Origin of the sequence: Niallia sp. HCP3S3_B10 (genome assembly GCF_052064465.1) — a bacterium.
GTDB lineage: Bacteria > Bacillota > Bacilli > Bacillales > Cytobacillaceae > Niallia > Niallia hominis.
On sequence record NZ_JBQHVO010000013.1, the window covers coordinates 1 to 19,818 of the forward strand.

General features: G+C 34.6%; 18 protein-coding genes and 5 pseudogenes. 18 read left to right on the forward strand and 5 right to left on the reverse strand.

The genetic code is table 11. The features are described from left to right. Window positions 1-96: 96 nt before the first annotated feature. From ACTNDN_RS08290 to ACTNDN_RS08345, 12 genes and pseudogenes are all read left to right on the forward strand, one after another. Window positions 97-267 (forward strand): annotated as a pseudogene (locus tag ACTNDN_RS08290) (cell wall hydrolase); the annotation flags it as partial. A gap of 208 nt (window positions 268-475) precedes the next feature. Beyond that, the gene (locus ACTNDN_RS08295; RefSeq protein WP_235252415.1) at window positions 476-877 is read left to right on the forward strand and encodes a collagen-like protein; all 402 of its coding nucleotides are present in this window, start codon (window positions 476-478) and stop codon (window positions 875-877) included. A 236-nt stretch (window positions 878-1,113) separates the two neighbouring features. Then, the gene (locus tag ACTNDN_RS08300) at window positions 1,114-1,968 is read left to right on the forward strand and encodes a protein-glutamine gamma-glutamyltransferase (RefSeq protein WP_035416681.1); all 855 of its coding nucleotides are present in this window, start codon (window positions 1,114-1,116) and stop codon (window positions 1,966-1,968) included. Between the two features lie 131 nt (window positions 1,969-2,099). After that, window positions 2,100-2,312 (forward strand): YjcZ family sporulation protein, encoded by a 213-nt coding sequence (locus ACTNDN_RS08305; RefSeq protein WP_031539391.1) that lies wholly within the window; start codon window positions 2,100-2,102, stop codon window positions 2,310-2,312. Window positions 2,313-2,760: 448 nt separating this feature from the next. Further along, a complete protein-coding gene (locus ACTNDN_RS08310; protein ID WP_251628281.1) occupies window positions 2,761-3,636 on the forward strand; it encodes a MerR family transcriptional regulator in 876 nt (291 codons plus the stop codon). Window positions 3,637-3,869: 233 nt separating this feature from the next. Next, window positions 3,870-4,625, forward strand: a complete 756-nt coding sequence (locus ACTNDN_RS08315; RefSeq protein ID WP_031539388.1) for an exodeoxyribonuclease III — start codon at window positions 3,870-3,872, stop codon at window positions 4,623-4,625. Between the two features lie 180 nt (window positions 4,626-4,805). Further along, window positions 4,806-5,779 (forward strand): annotated as a pseudogene (locus tag ACTNDN_RS08320) (ring-cleaving dioxygenase). A gap of 73 nt (window positions 5,780-5,852) precedes the next feature. Next, complete coding sequence (locus tag ACTNDN_RS08325; RefSeq protein WP_031539386.1) at window positions 5,853-6,653, forward strand: Cof-type HAD-IIB family hydrolase; 801 nt, start codon at window positions 5,853-5,855, stop codon at window positions 6,651-6,653. Window positions 6,654-6,751: 98 nt separating this feature from the next. After that, window positions 6,752-7,810 carry an undecaprenyldiphospho-muramoylpentapeptide beta-N-acetylglucosaminyltransferase gene (locus ACTNDN_RS08330; protein WP_031539385.1) on the forward strand — a complete coding sequence of 353 codons (1,059 nt, stop codon included), beginning with the start codon at window positions 6,752-6,754 and terminating at the stop codon, window positions 7,808-7,810. 148 nt (window positions 7,811-7,958) lie between these two features. Continuing rightward, window positions 7,959-9,293 (forward strand): DEAD/DEAH box helicase, encoded by a 1,335-nt coding sequence (locus tag ACTNDN_RS08335; protein WP_031539384.1) that lies wholly within the window; start codon window positions 7,959-7,961, stop codon window positions 9,291-9,293. Window positions 9,294-9,340: 47 nt separating this feature from the next. Then, window positions 9,341-9,928, forward strand: coding sequence for a branched-chain amino acid aminotransferase (locus ACTNDN_RS08340; RefSeq protein WP_349205011.1), 588 nt, complete (start codon window positions 9,341-9,343; stop codon window positions 9,926-9,928). Between the two features lie 49 nt (window positions 9,929-9,977). Then, window positions 9,978-11,012, forward strand: a complete 1,035-nt coding sequence (locus tag ACTNDN_RS08345) for an STAS domain-containing protein (RefSeq protein ID WP_251628277.1) — start codon at window positions 9,978-9,980, stop codon at window positions 11,010-11,012. Between the two features lie 307 nt (window positions 11,013-11,319). Here ACTNDN_RS08345 and ACTNDN_RS08350 read toward each other — a convergent pair whose 3' ends face one another. The 4 genes and pseudogenes from ACTNDN_RS08350 to ACTNDN_RS08365 form a co-directional block, all read right to left on the reverse strand. Beyond that, window positions 11,320-11,961 (reverse strand): ABC-2 transporter permease, encoded by a 642-nt coding sequence (locus ACTNDN_RS08350; protein WP_349205014.1) that lies wholly within the window; start codon window positions 11,959-11,961, stop codon window positions 11,320-11,322. Continuing rightward, window positions 11,942-12,824 (reverse strand): annotated as a pseudogene (locus ACTNDN_RS08355) (ABC transporter ATP-binding protein). The gene ACTNDN_RS08350 and the pseudogene ACTNDN_RS08355 overlap by 20 nt, the downstream one beginning before the upstream one ends. Further along, complete coding sequence (locus tag ACTNDN_RS08360) at window positions 12,821-13,177, reverse strand: GntR family transcriptional regulator (RefSeq protein WP_031539380.1); 357 nt, start codon at window positions 13,175-13,177, stop codon at window positions 12,821-12,823. Before ACTNDN_RS08360 ends, ACTNDN_RS08355 begins: the two are co-directional and overlap by 4 nt. Next, a pseudogene (locus tag ACTNDN_RS08365) lies at window positions 13,147-13,533 on the reverse strand (transposase); the annotation flags it as partial. The pseudogene ACTNDN_RS08365 and the gene ACTNDN_RS08360, both read right to left, overlap by 31 nt. A 724-nt stretch (window positions 13,534-14,257) precedes the next feature. Here ACTNDN_RS08365 and ACTNDN_RS08370 point away from each other — a divergent pair. The 6 genes and pseudogenes from ACTNDN_RS08370 to ACTNDN_RS08395 form a co-directional block, all read left to right on the forward strand. Next, the gene (locus ACTNDN_RS08370; protein ID WP_349205015.1) at window positions 14,258-15,067 is read left to right on the forward strand and encodes an Fpg/Nei family DNA glycosylase; all 810 of its coding nucleotides are present in this window, start codon (window positions 14,258-14,260) and stop codon (window positions 15,065-15,067) included. A gap of 117 nt (window positions 15,068-15,184) precedes the next feature. Further along, window positions 15,185-16,675, forward strand: a complete 1,491-nt coding sequence (gene dacB / locus ACTNDN_RS08375) for a D-alanyl-D-alanine carboxypeptidase/D-alanyl-D-alanine endopeptidase (protein WP_349205016.1) — start codon at window positions 15,185-15,187, stop codon at window positions 16,673-16,675. Between the two features lie 326 nt (window positions 16,676-17,001). After that, window positions 17,002-17,187 (forward strand): hypothetical protein, encoded by a 186-nt coding sequence (locus tag ACTNDN_RS08380; RefSeq protein ID WP_031539376.1) that lies wholly within the window; start codon window positions 17,002-17,004, stop codon window positions 17,185-17,187. A gap of 61 nt (window positions 17,188-17,248) precedes the next feature. Next, entirely contained in the window at window positions 17,249-17,347 is a 99-nt protein-coding gene (locus ACTNDN_RS08385) for a conjugal transfer protein TraX (RefSeq protein ID WP_231512594.1), read from the forward strand. A 152-nt stretch (window positions 17,348-17,499) separates the two neighbouring features. Then, window positions 17,500-17,970 (forward strand): hypothetical protein, encoded by a 471-nt coding sequence (locus ACTNDN_RS08390; protein ID WP_109767230.1) that lies wholly within the window; start codon window positions 17,500-17,502, stop codon window positions 17,968-17,970. 427 nt (window positions 17,971-18,397) lie between these two features. Then, window positions 18,398-18,589 (forward strand): annotated as a pseudogene (locus ACTNDN_RS08395) (diguanylate cyclase domain-containing protein); the annotation flags it as partial. Between the two features lie 55 nt (window positions 18,590-18,644). Here the strand turns inward: ACTNDN_RS08395 and ACTNDN_RS08400 are convergent. Continuing rightward, window positions 18,645-19,589: a nucleoside hydrolase gene (locus ACTNDN_RS08400; protein ID WP_441131062.1), complete on the reverse strand. Its 945-nt coding sequence runs from the start codon at window positions 19,587-19,589 to the stop codon at window positions 18,645-18,647. Window positions 19,590-19,818: the final 229 nt, after the last annotated feature.

A 19,818-nucleotide genomic window follows, 5' to 3' on the forward strand; every position in this document is an offset into this window, starting at 1 on the left:
TCGCTTGGTGGCCTTTTTGTCTAGTTGGGGGACTCGTCCCCCAACTAGACAAAAAGGATATTTATTCTCCCACAAACATTTTACTCATACTCACTTCAAAATGTAAAATACTGGAGAGAACATCCGGCAAGATTTGCTTTATGGTACTTTAATCCTAGCGGAGCTTGTCCTCCAACATGGTATGACCAACCTTTTACCGGGCAATTTAAACAACACTGTTTTTATGAACCAAAGGCAGGAACATGTGAAAGTGTATATATAGGATGAGAACTTATGAATAAGCTAAAAACATGCATGGCTTAATTTTGCATCTTTTTAGCTTTTTTTATTGGAATATATGACTAAACACATATTGGTAGTTGCAAAAAATTTTCTGTAGATTGGGCGGTCCTTAATACAGCGAATAAGCTTCACAAAATACAGGAAAACATACAATACTTTAGAGATTTATTAAATATAAGGTGGTTATGTTTGAATGTCTAATCATGAAGTTTATCCTGCTATAAACGCTAATCAACAATTAGAGAGACAATTTCTGAATTTCCTTATTCCATCTCCTCCAGGACCTGGATTTGGAGGAGCTCCAGCTTTTCCTGGTATTCCAGGACCTGGATTTCAGCCTTCCCAAGCTCCAACGGCTCCTCCTCCACCATTTACTCCTCAACAAGCCGTTGCTTCACCGTTTGCTATTGATCCAGGTGCAATTAGCTTATGTATGTTTCGTAATACCTTTATTTGGCTAAGTAATGGTCAAGGATTTTGGGTTTATCCTATTATAATAGGTCCTAGATCTGTCGCTGGCTTCAGATGGAATGGAAGATTTTGGGTTATATTTGGTATTGACACAAGAAGAATTGTTTCGTTTACATGTTTCTAAATAACATTTTTTAGGTGATGCTTGAAAGAAGTATCACCTTATTTTTATTTAGGATTTATTTTTCATTAAATAAAATAGAATGAATATAGCAAAAATTAATGGAAGAATTTACTTCATTTAAATCTAAAACTGCAATTTGCCACTCAATATGCAATTACCATTACATTTTTAAGAGGTAAAGAGAATACCTTAGATTTATACCCACCAGAAGAAAAAAAGTGTGAATGGAGGAGCAAATGATACAAATAGCAGGAACAACCTTTCAACCTCAAGATAATTGGCCATTGGAGCACATGGAAAAAGCTATCTTGCAGTATATGCATGATGATCATAACATCTTTTCTTATCCTTCTTTAGAGGAGTTGCAGTTCGAAATTAGAATGCGCAAAAATATCATTAATGGAGCAAAAGAAATGAATGAAACTGAGGCTCAGTTTACAATTTTCGAGCAAGCACGGTGCAATCCTGCTTATTGGCAATTAACGATAGCTGGTGGGTTTTTGCTGAGATCAGATGTGCAACCATCTGATGCCATTATGGATATTTATAAGAACAGTTCGCTATATGCGTTTGAATGCGCAACTGCTTCTGTCATAGTTTATTACTATGCTACATTACAGACTATCGGTAAAAATTTATTCAATGCTTATTTTCAAAATCTTTATCTTTACAGTTGGCATGTGGATACTGACCTCGGTCTAGTTACGTTTCATTCAAGTAGTTTTTTACCTGGTGACATTGTTTACTTTGAAAATCCAGACTTTGATTTAACAACACCTTGGTTTAGAGGATTAAATGCTATTATGCTTGAAGATGGGAGATTTTTCGGGCATGGCTTTTCCATAAAGACGAATCAAGAAATCACTCAGGTACTTAATAAAAGGAGAATACCGGGAAGTAATCGTTCTGCTGTCCTGACAAGTTTGGTGACAAGACCATCATTTACCAAATTATCAAGATTAGCAAAAGGGCAAACGAGAAGTATTGCTTTCAAACCCCAACTACCCGTTGTGCATCATAATTACAGTTCCATATCCACTCAAAGATATCAGAAATATCTACTACATTTGGGATATCTGTTCAAAGGCTGATTCAGTTTTTCAATTCCGTAAATATCATGTTCATGAATGGGTACATACCCATTTTTTAATAGACGGGCTCCATTTTCATTTTTGAGAGTATCATATAGTGATAACCTAACTATAAGAAAGGATGAATGAAAATGTATGCTAACGTAAATGCATCTCCAACTCAAGGTGCGAATGTTCCACCTCAGCCTAACACGTCGCCTGCTTTTTTTATGAATGCTCCATCTTTCCCTACCTACACAGCACCTGCTTACAGTTATTGTGGGCCAACATATCAAAAGAATGACTTTGTTTTAGTTGTCGTGTTGTTTATTTTATTAATCATTGTGGGAGCTTGTATTTGTTAATAATGTCTCCGTGTTATATTCACAATTTAAGCAGTTTTATCCCTAATAAATTCACATAAAAAATATTAAATTTTTTTGAAACGAACTAGATAGACGATGCTAACAATCGCTAACATCGTCTTTATTTATGTAAATAAACAGGAAATTGACTATAAAAAAAGTTGACACTAAAGAATGAACAAATGTCATTTTAACGATTATACGTTTGGATATAAACGAGTATGCGCCTTCCTTAACAACGGAGGGCTTTTTTCTGTCTACAAGTAACTGCTTTTTAATGTCCTCCGAACATGGTATATTTAAGTCGTTATTGGAGTGTTCTTGTGAATGAATTACTACAAGGAACTTTGGGAAAATCTTTGAATAGTAGGGAAACAAGGATCATTTAAAAATATTTATTGACTATCCCCTTGGGTGTCAGATTAAGCTTATTTTGAGAGGTGATAGTATGTTAATTAATGAAGCAAGGAAATTATCAAATTTGACTAAAAAAGCTATTGAATATTATATAGAACAAAAATTGATATGTCCTAAAATATTGGATAATGGTTACCGTGATTTTAACGAAAATGATCTAATTTGTTTAAGGAAAATTTATGTTTTACGAAAACTGGGGCTTAGCACATTAGAAATTAAGTTAGTCCTTGCCGATAAAACAAATAACACATTACAAAAGATATCCGTACAGAAAGAATTAGCTATACAGAGGGATCAAGAGAAAAAATCTCTTCTGGACCAACTAAGCTTTGATAAAGATTATTCTGATATAAGCAAGGAACTAAGAACATTAGAACAGCATGCAACTGTAACAGAAAAGATATTGGAGGCATTTCCGGACTACTATGGTCGATTTATTTGCATGCATTTTGCACGTTTTTTGAACGAGCCTATCACAACTTCTGTGCAGCAGTCGGCGTATGAAGAAATAATATCGTTTTTAGATAATGTGCCTACATTACCATTAACAGAGGACTTAAAATTGTTCTTATTAGAAAGTACAAAAGATGTAAAAACAGATAATATTCATGAATTGTTGGAAAGAACAAAACAATCTATTGAAAATCCTACTATATTTTTAACAGAAAACAAGGAAGCAATTGAGCGATACTTGGAGTACAAAAAATCCGAGCAATACAAGAATTCTCCCATTTATAAAATTCATCATATATTTAAGGAGTTTAATAAAGCTAGTGGTTATTATGAAGTATTTATTCCCTCAATGAAAAAATTAAGTAATTCTTACGCAGCGTATTGTAAACAGATGGAATTAGCTAACGAAACATTATTGTTACACTATCCAGAATCCAATCAATTAAATAACTAGGCGCTAATCTCCCTTTATGGTTAGAAGTTTGAATTGTTATGAAGAAAATAGAGTAGTTCCACTATTAGGTATTGGGTAGGGAAAGATGCATAGGACATTCCTACTTATTTAAATTATTTAGAGATAAGCTCGTAAATTTAACAGCCTTTTCTTCCAAGATATAATCCTTTAACGAACACCCATTTCATGATACTCTTATTAATTAGAAGATTGATATAGTTAGGAGTATTTTTATGAAATTAGTAACTTGGAATGTTAATGGAATTAGAGCCTGTGTTAAAAAAGGCTTTTTGGATTTTTTTCAGCAAATAGATGCAGATATCTTTTGTCTTCAAGAAACAAAGCTGCAAGAAGGACAAATAAAATTAGAATTAGAAGGCTACCATCAATTTTGGAATTATGCTGAAAGAAAGGGCTATTCAGGAACAGCTGTTTTTACTAAAGAAAAGCCTCTTTCTGTCCAATATGGCATTGGAGAAGACTTTGAAGAATTAGAGGGGAGAGCTATTACTTTAGAGTTCGAAAACTTTTTCCTATTGAATGTATATACACCAAATTCAAAGCGAGATTTAAGCAGATTATCCTATCGAGTAGAATGGGAAAAACAACTAAAGCAATATATTACATCACTAGAAGCAATGAAGCCGGTGATTTATTGTGGCGATTTAAATGTAGCTCACCAAGAAATCGACTTAAAAAACCCGAAGCCTAATATTGGGAATTCCGGCTTTACAACAGAGGAAAGAGGGGAAATGACTAGCTTACTACAATTAGGTTTTGTAGATAGTTTTAGATATTTATACCCTGAACGAACAGATGTGTACACATGGTGGAGCTATATGGCAAAGGTAAGAGAAAAAAATATTGGGTGGAGAATTGACTATTTTATCGTCTCCAATCAATTAATAGACAATATCACTGATGTAAATATCCATTGTGATGTATTGGGAAGCGATCATTGTCCCGTGCAACTTGATATACAAATATAATATAATGAAAGGGCATCATTTTCGCTAACATTCTAAAGAAGAAAAAAATTGTTAGAATGAAAAGCAGATGCCTTTTTTCGCTTTGAGTAAATTTCCTATATCGAAAACTATTTCTTGGTTACAAATGCTTAAGTATTGGATTTATATATCATCTATACATATTTTGAAGGAGGGACTTCTATGAATTTAAAAGGAATTCATCATGTTTCTGCTATGACAGCGAAAGCGAAAGAAAATTATGCCTTTTACACAAAGGTACTAGGATTACGTTTAATAAAGAAAACAGTCAATCAAGATAATCCTTCTGTCTATCATCTATTTTATGGAGACGAACAAGGAAATCCTGGAACAGAGCTCACGTTTTTTGAAATTCCCCATATGGCTCCTAACAGAGAAGGGGTAAGCAGCATTTCAGCAACCTCTTTGCGAGTGCCAAGTGATAAAGCGTTAGATTACTGGGTAAAACGTCTGGATGATTTGGTGTCAACCATGGAGATATAACAGAAAGAGCTGGACGGCTGACATTGGAATTTAGAGACTTTGAGACACAACGATTTTTCCTTGTGTCAGATGAGCATGATCCCTTCGTTAAAGCAGGCAGTCCATGGGATAAAAGCTCAGTTCCAACTGAATTTGCAATCACAGGTCTTGGGCCAGTTCAATTAACGGTACGTCGTTCAGAGGCTACTGTTCGTGTATTAACCGATTTACTTGGCTTTCGCTTAAAAGATACCTATCCATCCACTTTCGAAAATCAGCCATCTATACAAGTATATGAGACAGGCGAGGGGGGGTCTGGCGCGGAAATCCATCTAGAGGAACGGACCGATTTAAAAGTACAGCGACTAGGAAGAGGGGGGGTACATCATGTAGCCTTTCGTGCTGATAATGAGGAAGAACTACACACTTGGATTGAAAAAATAAATGAATCACGGTTCCAAAATTCAGGCTTCGTTGATCGATACTATTTTAAATCCCTTTATTTTAGAGAACCGAACGGAATCTTATTTGAGATTGCTACAGATGGACCTGGATTCGCTACAGATGAAGCTCTAGAACATTTGGGAGAATCACTTGCACTCCCACCATTTTTAGAGACTAAACGTGCAGACATAGAAGCTATATTAGAACCTTTAGATACAAGCAGTAAATAATCACAAAGAAAGGGAAAATATATGCTAAAATAAAGAAAGTATCATTGTTGGAATTGCTAGGGGGAAAAGAAAAATGAAATGTGTATCCATTGATTTAGATGGTACTTTATTAGATGACCATCATCAAATTTCAGAAGCAAATCGAAATGTTATCCAAAAATTAAAGGAGCATCATATTGATGTGATTTTAAATACAGGACGCCAATACGCAGATGTTATTAAAGTAGATGGCGTTAAAGAATTAGAGCTTCCGATTTTTTGCCTAAATGGCAGTATGATGTATGATGAAACGGGAAACCTGCTTTATGAAACACAAATTTCGCTTGAGTTATATCAAACCTTGCTCAAAGCATTACAAAGCCTAGAGGTTGGGGTGCTTGTCTATACGAATCAAGGTGGATTTCCAGGGACTTTGCCAATGCTTCGAGGGAAAGCTTGGGATGAGATTCAAGCACTTTTCGATCAACAAGATTATGAAGCGATTCTTCAATTAAAAGATGTTAAAATCTATAAATTAATCGCAGTTGTTGATGAAACACAATTGGATAAAATTGATAAAGTGAAAGAGGCTTTAAAAAAACATGATACAATTTCTTTCTCATCTTCTTTTCCAAATAACTGTGAAATCACGTCAAGTGAAGCACAAAAGGGAAAAGCGATTAGACGATATGAAAACTTGCGAAATCTTTCCTTTGATGAAGTTTATTCCTTTGGGGATGGCGGTAATGACGTAACCCAATTTGAAGTATCTACAAGATCTTTTGCGATGGAAAATGCTCCAGAAGAGATAAAAAAAAGAGCAAGCGATATTACAAAGAGCAACAACGAGAGTGGCGTAGCATATGCAATTGAAGAGATTCTGAAATTAGTGTAATCGTCATATACTAGATTAATGAAAAGCCAGATTCCTTATGGTAACATCTGGCTTTTTCGCTGCGAAAATGGATAAAAAGAATAGGAGTCTGATACATTTTGAAAAAAATTGTGTTTACTGGTGGGGGATCAGCTGGACATGTTACCCCTAATATTGCCATCATTAATGAGTTAAATAAACAAGATTGGGATATTTCCTATATCGGCAGCAAAGCAGGAATCGAAAAAGATTTAATTGAAAAGATTGATATTCCTTATCACTCGATTTCAAGTGGGAAGCTTCGAAGATATCTATCAAAAGAAAATGTCAAAGACATTTTTAAAGTATTAAAAGGCTGTTATGATGCAAGAAAAGTACTGAAAAAAATCAAACCAAATGTCGTATTTTCAAAGGGTGGATTTGTTTCCGTACCTGTTGTCATTGCAGCCCGTCAATTAAAGATACCTGTCATTCTTCATGAAAGTGATTTAACACCAGGATTAGCCAATAAATTATCTGTGCGATTTGCATCGAAAATCTTCACCTCTTTTGAAGAAACATTGCAATATCTTCCTACAGAAAAAAGTAAAGCGATAGGTTCTCCGATTCGAAAAGAAATACTCTCTGGTTCACAAGCGAAAGGGAAGCTATTTCTAGGCTTTACTAGTCAAAAACCGATTCTTACCGTTATGGGCGGGAGCCTCGGTGCAAAAAAAATAAATGAAGTCGTTCGTAATAATTTAGATACTCTATTGCAAACCTATCAAATCGTCCATCTATGTGGCAAAGGCAATCTTTCAGAAGAGCATGAAGGGATAAAAGGTTATAAGCAATTTGAGTATGTGTATGAGGAATTAGCTGATATCTTAGCAGCGACGGAGGTAGTCATTACAAGAGGCGGATCGAATTCTATCTTTGAATTTCTAGCATTACGGATACCCATGGTCATTATTCCGTTAACGAAACAGCAAAGTAGAGGCGATCAAATATTAAATGGCAAAGTCTTTACGGAAAATGGTTACTCCTATATGATAGAAGAAGAGTCGTTAACGAAAGACCATTTCCTTCATACCCTTAAAGAAATTCAACGCAACAGGGCGTTAATGATTGAAAAAATGCAACAGAACAAAAGCAAAAATGCGTTAGAGGAAATTATAAAAGAATTAAATCGTTATTAATATAAGCATATGTCAGGCTACAAGTAGAGTTTGCATGTTCAAATCTACCTGTAGCCTTTATTTATGGTCGCTTGATAATTTCTTCAGAAAAAGCCAAAATATATAAATGGGAATCGCTATATTAGCGCAAGGAAAGTAGGTAGAAACAATGCAATCATTTACAGATCTCGGATTGTCTTCATCAACCATCGAAAAACTTAAAAAACAAGGAATAAAACAGCCAACCCCCATTCAAGCAAAGGTCATTCCACCACTCCTAAAAGGAGGAGATTTAATTGCCCAAGCACAAACGGGGACAGGCAAAACATTTGCTTTTGTATTGCCGATATTAGAAAAATTGGATACTGATGCAAAACACATTCAAACACTAATCTTAACACCCACAAGAGAGCTAGCCATTCAAATAACCGATGAAATCATGAAAATGAAACAAGAGGCAATAAAGGTGCTAGCTGTATACGGCGGGCAGGATGTGGACAAGCAATTGAAAGTCTTACAAAAAGATGTATCAATAGTAGTCGCTACACCAGGCAGATTAATTGATCATATCAAACGCGGTACGGTTGATTTAAGTAAAATCTCTTATTTTGTATTAGATGAAGCAGATCAAATGCTTCACATTGGATTTTTAGATGAGATTAGCTATATCATGAGACATATACCTAAGTCGAGACAAACGATGTTATTTTCTGCAACTATTTCAAAGGAAGTAGAAAAGCTTGCGAAAAAATATACGAAAAATGCCGAATATTTTACAGTAGAAGCAAAACAAGGGCCTGCAAAGACGGTTAAGCAAGTAAGCATACATACAACTGATCGTGCAAAACAAGGAACGTTAATGACCTTAGTTAAGGAAGCGAATCCCTATATGGCCGTAATTTTTTGCAGAACAAAGCGTCGTGTGACCAAATTATATGAAGTATTGCTCGCAAATAAATTTAGCTGTGGCCAATTACATGGAGATTTGTCGCAAACAAAAAGAGAGCAAGTAATGAAAGCTTTTCGAGATGGAAAATTCCAATTATTAATTGCTACAGATGTTGCGGCAAGAGGATTGGATATTGATGGTATTACACATGTTTATAATTATGATATTCCACAGGATGCGGAGAGCTATGTGCATCGAATCGGCAGAACGGGTAGAGCAGGAACAGAAGGGTATGCAGTTACCTTTTATTCCTCTGATGATAGAGACCTATTAGACACTATTGAGGAACAATTGGCTATTAAAATAGAAAAAATACAACAGCCTAAAAAGACAGACAAAAATAAAAAAGAGCTGGAAACGAAACCTCAAGTAAAAAAGGACAAAAAGCAAGGTTCTCCTAAAAATAATAGAGAGACATCTCGTCCATCTAGATCTGATAGACAAAGTAATGATAACAAACGAAAACGTTTTTCAGAGAGCAATAAGAACTCAAGTACATTCCAATCACCTGCTAAAAAACGGACAAAACCAAAGAAGCGAGCAGGAAAAAGATAAATTTGTTAGCCAAAATAGGAATATAACATCGAAAGGAGCTCATTCCATTGTTAAAAGCGGAAATGAAAAATCATCTAGAAAAAGCACAAAAAGAAGGAAAAGTTGTTCTTTTTGAAGAAGAATTGAATTATGTTAGAAAAGAAGAACTACTTACAGAGGACAATATAGTTGTAGGAACCACCGCAGAGCGTTTTTCAGATCTATATATGGAGCTTGCGAATAAAGAAACGGACGAAGTCGTACAAGAAAATATCGATGCCATTTTCTTAAAGGAAGAAGTTCAATACTTTGAAAAAAATATAGATGTATATCTCTATGTGGAAACAAAGGCATTCGAGGTTATTGGAGTTGATTCTCTGTCATTAGAAGTAGATTCCGTCTTTAGAACTTATGAAGTATTATGTGGGTTAAAAGCTCCAAAAAAGAAGGAAAAAGAAATCCGTTCATTTATGGAAGAGCATTTAAGCGGAGATGAGACTAATTACCAACTAATGTTTAATGGAAATGACGGCATATGGGATGTTAATTTCTCTTTAGAAAAAGTCAACAGTTTTCACAAAAACATGGAAATTGGCGAAGCATTAAAACTAGCATATGCATTTTTATTTGCATTACAAGGAAGTTTAACTGCTTAAGGTGTAGAAAAAATAGAAATATAATCGTTTTTATAAGTGAGGGAGAGAAATGTCAGAAGAAGCGAATCAAATAGTTCAGATTAATTCTAGTGAATTTTCATGGAATAAGAAGGATGGTGTTTTCCATTTTGATGGAGCGCCAGCACTCTTGTTTTGGGATAATGCATTTAAAATTTTTTTAAGTACGATTATGGAAATCTCCGGACCGGATGCTTCCAATGCTGTCTTTGAAACGACGGGATTCCGCATGGGTCTCCTAGTAAATGACTATTATCAAAATCGTTTTACAATCGAGGAAGTTATCAAGAAATACAGTGAAATTTATTCCAGTGCCGGCTGGGGAAATGTTACAATTACCTCCTTTAATAAAGAAGCGAAAACTGTTAAAGTGCAGTTGAAAAACACATGGGAACATCGGATATTTCAATCTCTGAATCCTAACCAATCTGCTGTTTTATTACCTAGTCATTGGGCAGGTGTTTTCAGTGGTCTATTTCAAGAGAATATGTGGTATGAGTTAACAAAAACACAATCAAGTGGAGCGGATTATGATGAAATGAATATATTCGTATCATCTAATACACCACACCATAATGTCCATGAAATAGCGAGAGGAAAAGAAGCAAATTACATAAATGAATTAGAAGAAATGGTAGAGAAGCGCACGAAAGAATTGTCTACTTTAATTAGACATCTTTCGACACCAGTAATGCCTGTTATGCAAGGAATAATAGCAATTCCCCTAATTGGTAAATTTAATGATGAGCGTTTTGAAGATTTACTGCAAAAAGGATTAAAAGAATTCTCCGAGCGCCGTGCAAGCTTCCTGTTGCTTGATTTAACTGGAATTAGTGAATTTGATTCCTTTATCATTTTTCGACTTCAGGGCTTAGTGAAAGCAATCGAATTAATCGGAGGAGAATGTGTTCTCGTTGGTATTAATCCTTCATTAAGCATGCAAATAATTAATTCTGGTGTGGATATAAAACATATTCAAACATTTGCGACATTGGAGCAAGGCATCCAATATGCGATAGAAGCACTTGGTTATCGAATTGAGAAACAAGTGATGCATAAAGAGTAATCTATGGGTACCTTCAGTTAAATACGGGTTTACAACGCTAAGCCTGTTTTTAACAACGTTAAGAATACTTTAGTGCTCTTAAAGAATCTAAGGATACTATTTTCTCCAAATTAAAGTGGTATCCACCTCGTAAATTAATATGTTCCCACCTAACGGTAACAATTTCTCAAGTTTACTATTTTCTATGATTTCTATAAAACTTATAACCAAAATATATAAAGGGAAATAATACAAGAAGTATTACTATTGGTGTTGGTAAAATGGGCATACTCTCTTTCCTCCTTTTTTGATAATATTTCTTTAACAGTTATAATAAATCTTTTTTTGAATAAATCTTTATGGATACAATCAAAGAGATACAAAGAATAGCAATAACAGCCACAATCAGTATCAAACATTTAGCTAACATAGACATTGCAGATAGTTCAATAAAATCGAGTCTGATATCTACGTTTGATAGTGCCGGCAAGATAAATGGTGTTGCTACAATAACAATTGAGAAGAAATACTTTGTTCTTTCATAACCTAATTTATACTGTATGGGTGTATATACGCCAAATAATATTGTCGAAATCAGCAGAGCAGTAAGTGTGCTTAACAGGGTAAGATATTCAACTTTAGGCACGAACAGTGCTAATACGGTATATGCTACATAGCAGTAGGTAAAAATCAAAAGAAGAAAAGCATATCTTGCCTTTATGAGCATGCTGCGAGAATATGGCGTACCACAAAGTAACGCGGTAGCTTTAGGGTATTTCATTTCTGCAATCGATACATACTGATAGAGCATAAATTCTGTAAAAATCACTGAAATTAGAAAGTTGTTAAAACCTAAAAATTCAGGATTGCGAGCCATAATAAATAGTGGGAAAGCAATTACTACAAGCAACATAAATAGTAAGTATTTCTTGACAAGGAGAATATCCTTTTTAACGAGATGTAATAACATTATTTTTTGTCTCCTTTTCTATGTATCCAAGCATAATATCTTCAATTGTAGCTCTTTCAATCAGAATGTCGTGCATGTTTGTTTGAACCTTCGACAATTGATTGGTGATACCCGAAAAACCAAATTCTGTTTCTTGAATATTCAAGAACAAGTTTCTGGTTTCATCAGTCAAATCCTTTATATCGCCTTTTACCAAACGGTGAGTGTCAATCAGAATATCCTTTTCTTCTTCAAATAAAATCCTACCATTGTTGATGAGAATTAACATATCTGCAACTTTATCTAAATCAGAAGTGATATGCGTCGAAAAGAAAACCCCTTTACCTCCTTGTTTCATATAATCTTTCAAGATTTTCCATAAGCTGACTTCGGATTAAGGGGTCTAATCCACTTGTAGGTTCATCCATTATCAGTAAGTCCGCCTGATGGGAAAGTGCTAAAGTCAATGAATATTTCATACGCATCCCCTTTGATAAGGTGGCAATCTTTTGGCGTGGGTTTAAGGAAAAGTGTTCCATAAAGGTTTTGTAATCTTGTTCACTCCATCTTGAATATGCAGGGGATATAATGCTTGTCATTTCTGCCATTGACAATTCATCATAAAAGCCTCCATCATCCAAAACAATCCCAATACGATCCTTTAATTCCTGTTCATATTTGTTCATATCCTTTCCAAAGAATTTAATAGTACCTGATGCTCTTGTTACAAGTCCAAGTATTGTCCGTATTGTAGTTGTTTTCCCTGCTCCATTGATACCAATAAACCCTGTAATGCAATCCTCCTCTAAAGTAAAACTAACATCAGAAAGAGAAAAATCTCCATAAGATTTATTTAGCCCTGTTACTTCTAAAATGCTACTCACTGTCCATCCTCCTCATATAGAATATTCATCATTTCATTTAACTCTTCTTTAGTAATTCTCAATGTCTTTGCAGTTTGAATTAACTCAAGCATTACTTGCTCAACAAGATGACGTTTAGAGTCTCGAATCAGCTCAAGATTGCCGGTAGAGACAAAAGTACCAATTCCCACTTGACTTGTAATAAACCTTTCTTCTTCTAATTCATCGTAAACGCGACGAATAGTAAGAACACTTACCTTCAAGTCATGGGCAAAATTTCGAATAGATGGGAGAGGATCACCCTCACCAATCTCTCCTTTGAAAATAGCATCTTTTATTTGGTCTTTGATTTGCTGGTGAATAACGCTCTTAATTTTTTGTTTCTAGGGATAATTTCATCAGTTGTTTTCTGTTTACGACAATAACGAATACAGCCATATATAAGGAGGGCTGCAACCTACTTGATCCACGTTTTGTAATACGAACCATAGTAGATTAAAATTTACCGGATTCAAACACCTCAGGATCCACTCCAGCTAATGGGACAAATTTTTGATTGGTTAAACCAATCTATCTCTCCAATTTCTGAAATAATCGTTTCAGCGATTTTTCACCGATACCAGGGATAGATTAGATTGATAATCTTATATTCTTCAATACAAAGAGCAACTATCTCTGCCTCCAACTCTGATAGATGCTCTTTATATTATAGAAGCATATTAAAATAAAGGGTGAAGATGCTGATGGCAGCCAATCATTAAATGGACCTATTGAAAGTAGAGGAGAATGGGTAACGATTGAAGTTATGAAAGTGCGTCTTAATTCTTGTGGATCGAGTGGATTATGAAGTAGCCGATCAGGATTTAAGTTACAGTATGGTCAGCATGTCAAGTATTCCCCATTGTAAAGTAGTGATTAAAAATGTTAAGCGAAGGACATAATTTTATTTTTACTCCACCCAATTATAGTGATGATTTTAGGAAATTGAATAATTAAGACCAGGCTTTAACGAAGCAACGAAAAAAATCTGTAACCACCAAGTAGAAATGAACACTTTCTTACCAAAAATGCTGAATAAGACTGAACACTATTTTCCAGTAATGACGAGAACTTTATTTAGAGAGAAGAGCAGGAGAGCCTAATTTGGCTGAGCCAGATATCTTGGTGCATCCGGCTTCATGGCTCATCAACTTATCCGCAGAGGCTGTATGTAAAGTGACAATGTACACGTTCTAATTTCCAGCAAAGTGTTAACTTCAATGCAACAAAAAGTGTTTAAAGTTAACTGACGGTTACAAAAGCCCAATTTCTCAAATATAAATGTTGAGAAAATGGGCTATAATATGAGAATTCCCTTAACATTGTAAATTTGCAATTCTTGACTATGGCTTTTTTTATAATATTTTCCATTCATCTGGAAAAAATAAGAAGGAAGCGATAAAGGAGAGGATACTATGCCTGAACTACCAGAAATGGAAAACTACAAAATATTATTAAGTGAATTGATTGTCAACCGCCCGATTACTGCTATTACCATAAATCGTGAAAAATCAATAAATATTCCGATTTCTGCCTTCTTATATCAAATGCAAAATGCATCCATCATACGAATCGAAAGACGTGCAAAACATTTACTTTTTCATTTATCCAATCAAAAAATCTTGTTGCTTCATTTAATGCTTGGTGGATGGATGTTTTACGGAAAAGAAGAAGAGAAGCCCAAACGAACGATTCAAATCCAATTTTCATTTGGAGAAAAACATCTATATTTTATCGGATTACGCTTAGGGTATCTTCATTTGCTTACCCTAGAAGAATGTAAAGAAAAACTGAAAGAGCTTGGACCTGAGCCATTTAATTCTACATTTACGGAGGAGCTCTTTATAAGAACTATAAACACGAAGAGAGGAAATTTAAAGCTTAAATTAGTTGATCAACATTTTATTGCTGGGATTGGCAATTGTTATTCAGATGAAATTTGTTATGAGGCACAGCTTTTGCCAACAAGAAAACTAGAAGACTTAAAGGAGCCTGAAATGAAAAATCTTTTTCGCTCCATAAAGAACATGCTGACACTAGCAACCAATATAGGGGGATATATGGAACATCCACTCTATTTAGGTGATACTAAAACAGGGAGCTACAATGATATTTGCAAAGTATATGATAGAGAAGGAGAAGCATGTCCACGCTGCCAGAATAAAATAAAGAAAATTAAAATCTCTTCTAAAAAAAGTTTTTATTGTCCAGGATGTCAGTTTTAACTATTTTTCCGCATATATTAGGAGTAATTTTCAAAAAACTGGACAGACTATTCCTTTAGTCCACTTAACACCCAACTTATCCATGGTGGAAAGCATCATATAATAAGGAGTGAGAAAATGGCTTTTTTGAAAAAGGGAATATTACAAATTTTGATATTCTCCATTTTCCTATCTGGCAGCACACCAAATGCTTTTTCTCCAATGGCTTTAGCAGCAGAAACACATAAAAAAGCAACGATATCCACTGCACTTGAATCTCTCTTACAATCAGAACCTGATCTGAAAGGAAGTCTTGCAGGAATTAGCATACGCGATCAAGAATCTGGCAACATCCTTTATGAACATATGAGTGATTTACGATTAACACCAGCCTCCAATATGAAGTTATTGACATCCGCCGTTGCCTTAAAAGTATTGGGGGAGGACTATCAATTTATTACGGAAATCTATGGAGATGGTAGAGTGGTAAATGGGCATTTGAAAGGAAATTTGTACATAAAGGGGAATGGAGATACGAGTCTACTAGCAACTGATTTAGAAAAAATGGCAAAAGAACTGAAGCAAAAAGGAATCCGTTACATTGATGGTAACATCATTGGTGATGATTCTTGGTATGATGACACGCCATATTCCGTTGATTTAGCATGGAGTGATGAATCAACCTATTATGGAGCGCCGATTTCTGCTTTAACCTTATCACCAAATAAAGAATATGACGCTGGGACCGTATTACTGGAAATAAAGCCTGGAAAAAATATTGGCGAGCCTGTCGTAATCAACAGTATTCCTAGAACATCGGAAATAAAAATAAAAAATATGGTGAAAACAGGGGATAAAGAGTCTGGGACTAGCTTGAAAGTGGAGAGAAAACATAATAGTAAAGTGGTCACTGTTACTGGGAGACTACCTATTACTACTTCTCTAAAAAAAGAGTGGGTTTCAGTAGATAATCCTACGAAGTATACATTAGACGTATTCCAGCAAGCATTAAAGAAAGAAGGAATACAATGGAATGGTGCAGTCCAAAAAGGAAAAACTCCACAAATAGCCTCCCTTATTACCACCCATGCTTCGATTCCTCTCTCTGAATTACTCATTCCTTTTATGAAATTGAGTAATAATACGATTGCAGAAACATTAATCAAAGAAATGGGGGTTGTTAAGAAAGGGAAAGGGAGTTTTGAAAAAGGATTAGCGGTTTTAAAAGAGGAATTAATTGCTTTTCAACTGGACCCAAACAAGATGCTTATTCGCGATGGATCTGGTATATCTCCTATAGACTATATTTCGGCTAATGATTTGAGTCTATTTTTATACGAAGTTCAAGCAGAACCTTGGTTTGCAACATTCAGTCAAGCATTACCTGTTTCAGGTATGGAGGAACGATTGGTAGGAGGTACGCTTAGAAATAGATTAAACGGAGAAAACACCAAAGGGAAGGTTATAGCAAAAACAGGAACCCTCACCTCTGTCAGCACATTATCTGGATATATGGAAAGTACAAACGGAAAAAAATACATCTTTTCCATCTTACTAAATCATCTCGTGGATGAAGAAAAAGGAAAAGAAATAGAAGATCGTATTATTGAGACATTGGCAGAATATTGATTTGTCACTCTAGACGATATTTTTGATTCTTTTTGTAAAAAGGATTAGAAATATCGTCTTTTTCCTATTTGACTTTAAGAGGAAAGTCTATCTCTAAGTATTTCATTTCTCCCTTCCAATTATTTAGATAAGTGCCATATTTATACTATAGTTTGAAGAATATCACACAGGGATATGAGTATTAATTGACATTTTATTCAGAATATTAATAATGATAATTGACATATTTTACCTCATATTATACTCTATCTGTATATTATATTATCATTCAAAATATAGGAATAACTATTAATCTTATAAAGCCTGATTAGGAATATAGAATTGAAGTGAAAAACCACCATAGTAGTACATTAAAGGTGCAATTAGTAAGGTACAACAAATGGGGCAATGTAAATTCTTGGACTGTGAAATCAGGTAATACATTAGTTGCTTTTTTATACCCTGCAGTAGCAAACGATAAATACTTTTTAGAATTTGACGCACCAAGTAGCTTTAGTGGATTTGTACAATAGCATTATAAAAGGATGTTTACGGATGTCTACGACTATATTGAAAATCATAGCCTTAATAGCTATGATAATAGATCATTATGGAGAATTTTTTCCGAACACTCCTGAATACTTAAGGTGGATAGGGAGAATATCTATACCAATATTTATTGTGTCTTTATAGGAATCCAGCACACCTCGAATAAAAAGTTGTTTTTCTTCCGTCTATATATGGCAGGAGTAATAATGGCTTGTATAAATTTAATGATAATTTTGAAATAGAATCGAAATGTTCTCTAGAGCATCTTTCATTTCTTATATTAATGAGGTGATTACGTGGACCATGTTGAGTACAAAGCATATTTGAAGCAGCAATATTCCCATGAGATTCGACCGTTACAATCAGTTAATGACGTTATCTCCGCATTTCAAAAAAAATTAGATATTGTCGAAACAGAATTATCAGAATCCGAAGCTATTTTCTTAAAAATGACAATGCTTAACTATATTAATGTACACAAAAACGACCCTATAAAATCTAACTTGGATAACTTAAATTTCATTTCGTATGAAGTAGTAAGAAATGAAAAAAGTGATCATTACTACAATCATATGGGGATTACATCTGATAATGAAAGAATACTTGTCATTATTGAATCCCAGTTAAATGCAATAACCTCCAATTGCGAAGAACTAAAAGTTGATATGATTATTGAACGTGGAATCGACACACCTCATGTTAATCAAGAAACATCTGAGTTTTTTGCATATCTAATGCTTTTTGATTCTCATAATGAGAATCATTGACTCCGACAGGAGACAAAAAGATAAGATTTTACAGAAAAGTGAAAGAGTTACAGGAAAATTAATTCTCGATTTTAAGAGTCTATTCTATGGACTCTTTTTTTGGGGGATCTCCAAGAGCAAAATTAAAAATGAAGAATTTTAGGTTATATAATTGTTCTAGAAAAGGGCGTGATTGTGGAGAAATACATAGAAAATGATCAAACTTTTTTATAAAACCGAAACTTAAATCTGTTGGATAAGAATCAATTTTGATCAATCTTTTTTCAAAATTGATTCTTTTATTTATCGTAAAACGCTGGCTTGGGAGGTATTTTTGATTAAACTTTATTTTAAAGCAACAACAAGGAGTTAAAGTACTCAACTAATTATAAATAAAGACTCTTCTCAAGCAGTCAAAGTAGCAAATGAATGAAAGAGCAAACTCGCTGCAAAGCAAATAGAGCATAACTTCTCGAAAGTTGGTCCATACCTTACTGCAAGTATTGGAATTGCAACAATCATTCCCAAAGAAGAACTTTCTCCTTCCTTATTAGTTTTAAAAGCGGATGAAGGACTATATGAATCAAAAGAAAAAGGAAGAAACACCTATACAGCCATTGAGGTAGATATGGTTATATAGAAAAGACCAATTTCCCTCCTATTAACATAATGGAAGGGAAATTGGTCCTTTTTCATTAATCGTTTTTCGCAAGCTTTGCTAAACCTGTAATGTATTCGAAAAACGCATCCCGATTTGCATCATATACAACAGAAACAGGACGACCTTCTTCACTTAGTAAGGTTCTACCTTGGGAAGGAGCTTCTGTTAAAGCAATGGATTTCACTTCTTTCATTTTAACCAATTCTTTTTTTCCAATCGTTGCAGTGGTTAAAACATCCCATAAATAATAGGTAGAGTTTGTCTCCACATGCACAAGAGGGGGACAAGCAGCATAACATTGCCCAATGAAATCGACGCCTGAAAATCTTCTTAATGATGCCCAATTATTTCGTACGGAAAGAGTTAGTGGCACTTGATTTGTACTTTCTAATGCCACCATTTCAATCGTTAAATCGCTAGCCCATACTGTTGATACTGCCCACGGATCCCAGAAAGCATTCCATTCCGCAGTTCCATCATGCTCCGGCTCTTGCACATTGCCGACCTCTAAGAATGTTCCCCCCATCCAAACTAATTTTTCAATTTTTTCTTGAATATCTGGGGCAATTTCTAATGCTCTTGCCAAATCTGTTAACGGGCCAGTAAATAAAAGCGTCGTTTTATCCGGATTTTCTCTGACAGCTTTAATTAAATGTTCATGTGCAGGAAGAACGCTTTCAGGTGCAGTTACTACGCCACTTTCATTTAAAATCGGCAGTGCATCTACATAAAAAGTATGCATTCTCCATTCTTTTGGAAAAGGATTCACTCCACGAGAATTGGATCTAGCAACTTCAATTGCTCCATTACCAAATCGATCAATAATCTTTCTACTTGCACTAATACCAGGCTCTAAATAGCCATCTGCCGGAATGACGGAGACACCAATTAATTCCACTTCATCCATTTGTAGTAGAAGGAAAAGGGAAACTAAATCATCAATTCCTGCATCATGGTTAAAATAAACTTTCTTTGACAAAGACATTCACTCCTATGTATTACAATCATTTATAAAGCTTATTCTATTATACTATCAGATTCATGCGAATAATTAGTAAAAAAATACTAAATATTTGTTTCTAGTCTCTTCTAAATTAACTTAGCTTAACTTATTTATATAGACAATTAAATTAATTGGAAAAATTTTACCCACAAAAAGAAAAAGAGCTTAGCATAATCTCCAAGTTCTTTTTCTTTATATACCTAGA

What these genes read in the sequence shown, in the direction of transcription:
- ACTNDN_RS08350 (WP_349205014.1), bottom strand. Translation starts at nt 11,961, where the DNA reads ATGTTATTACATCTCGTTAAAAAGGATATTCTCCTTGTCAAGAAATAC.
- ACTNDN_RS08300 (WP_035416681.1), top strand. Translation starts at nt 1,114, where the DNA reads ATGATACAAATAGCAGGAACAACCTTTCAACCTCAAGATAATTGGCCA.
- ACTNDN_RS08305 (WP_031539391.1), top strand. Translation starts at nt 2,100, where the DNA reads ATGTATGCTAACGTAAATGCATCTCCAACTCAAGGTGCGAATGTTCCA.
- ACTNDN_RS08295 (WP_235252415.1), top strand. Translation starts at nt 476, where the DNA reads ATGTCTAATCATGAAGTTTATCCTGCTATAAACGCTAATCAACAATTA.
- ACTNDN_RS08315 (WP_031539388.1), top strand. Translation starts at nt 3,870, where the DNA reads ATGAAATTAGTAACTTGGAATGTTAATGGAATTAGAGCCTGTGTTAAA.
- dacB (WP_349205016.1), top strand. Translation starts at nt 15,185, where the DNA reads ATGGCTTTTTTGAAAAAGGGAATATTACAAATTTTGATATTCTCCATT.
- ACTNDN_RS08310 (WP_251628281.1), top strand. Translation starts at nt 2,761, where the DNA reads ATGTTAATTAATGAAGCAAGGAAATTATCAAATTTGACTAAAAAAGCT.
- ACTNDN_RS08335 (WP_031539384.1), top strand. Translation starts at nt 7,959, where the DNA reads ATGCAATCATTTACAGATCTCGGATTGTCTTCATCAACCATCGAAAAA.
- ACTNDN_RS08345 (WP_251628277.1), top strand. Translation starts at nt 9,978, where the DNA reads ATGTCAGAAGAAGCGAATCAAATAGTTCAGATTAATTCTAGTGAATTT.
- ACTNDN_RS08370 (WP_349205015.1), top strand. Translation starts at nt 14,258, where the DNA reads ATGCCTGAACTACCAGAAATGGAAAACTACAAAATATTATTAAGTGAA.
- ACTNDN_RS08325 (WP_031539386.1), top strand. Translation starts at nt 5,853, where the DNA reads ATGAAATGTGTATCCATTGATTTAGATGGTACTTTATTAGATGACCAT.
- ACTNDN_RS08385 (WP_231512594.1), top strand. Translation starts at nt 17,249, where the DNA reads ATGATAATAGATCATTATGGAGAATTTTTTCCGAACACTCCTGAATAC.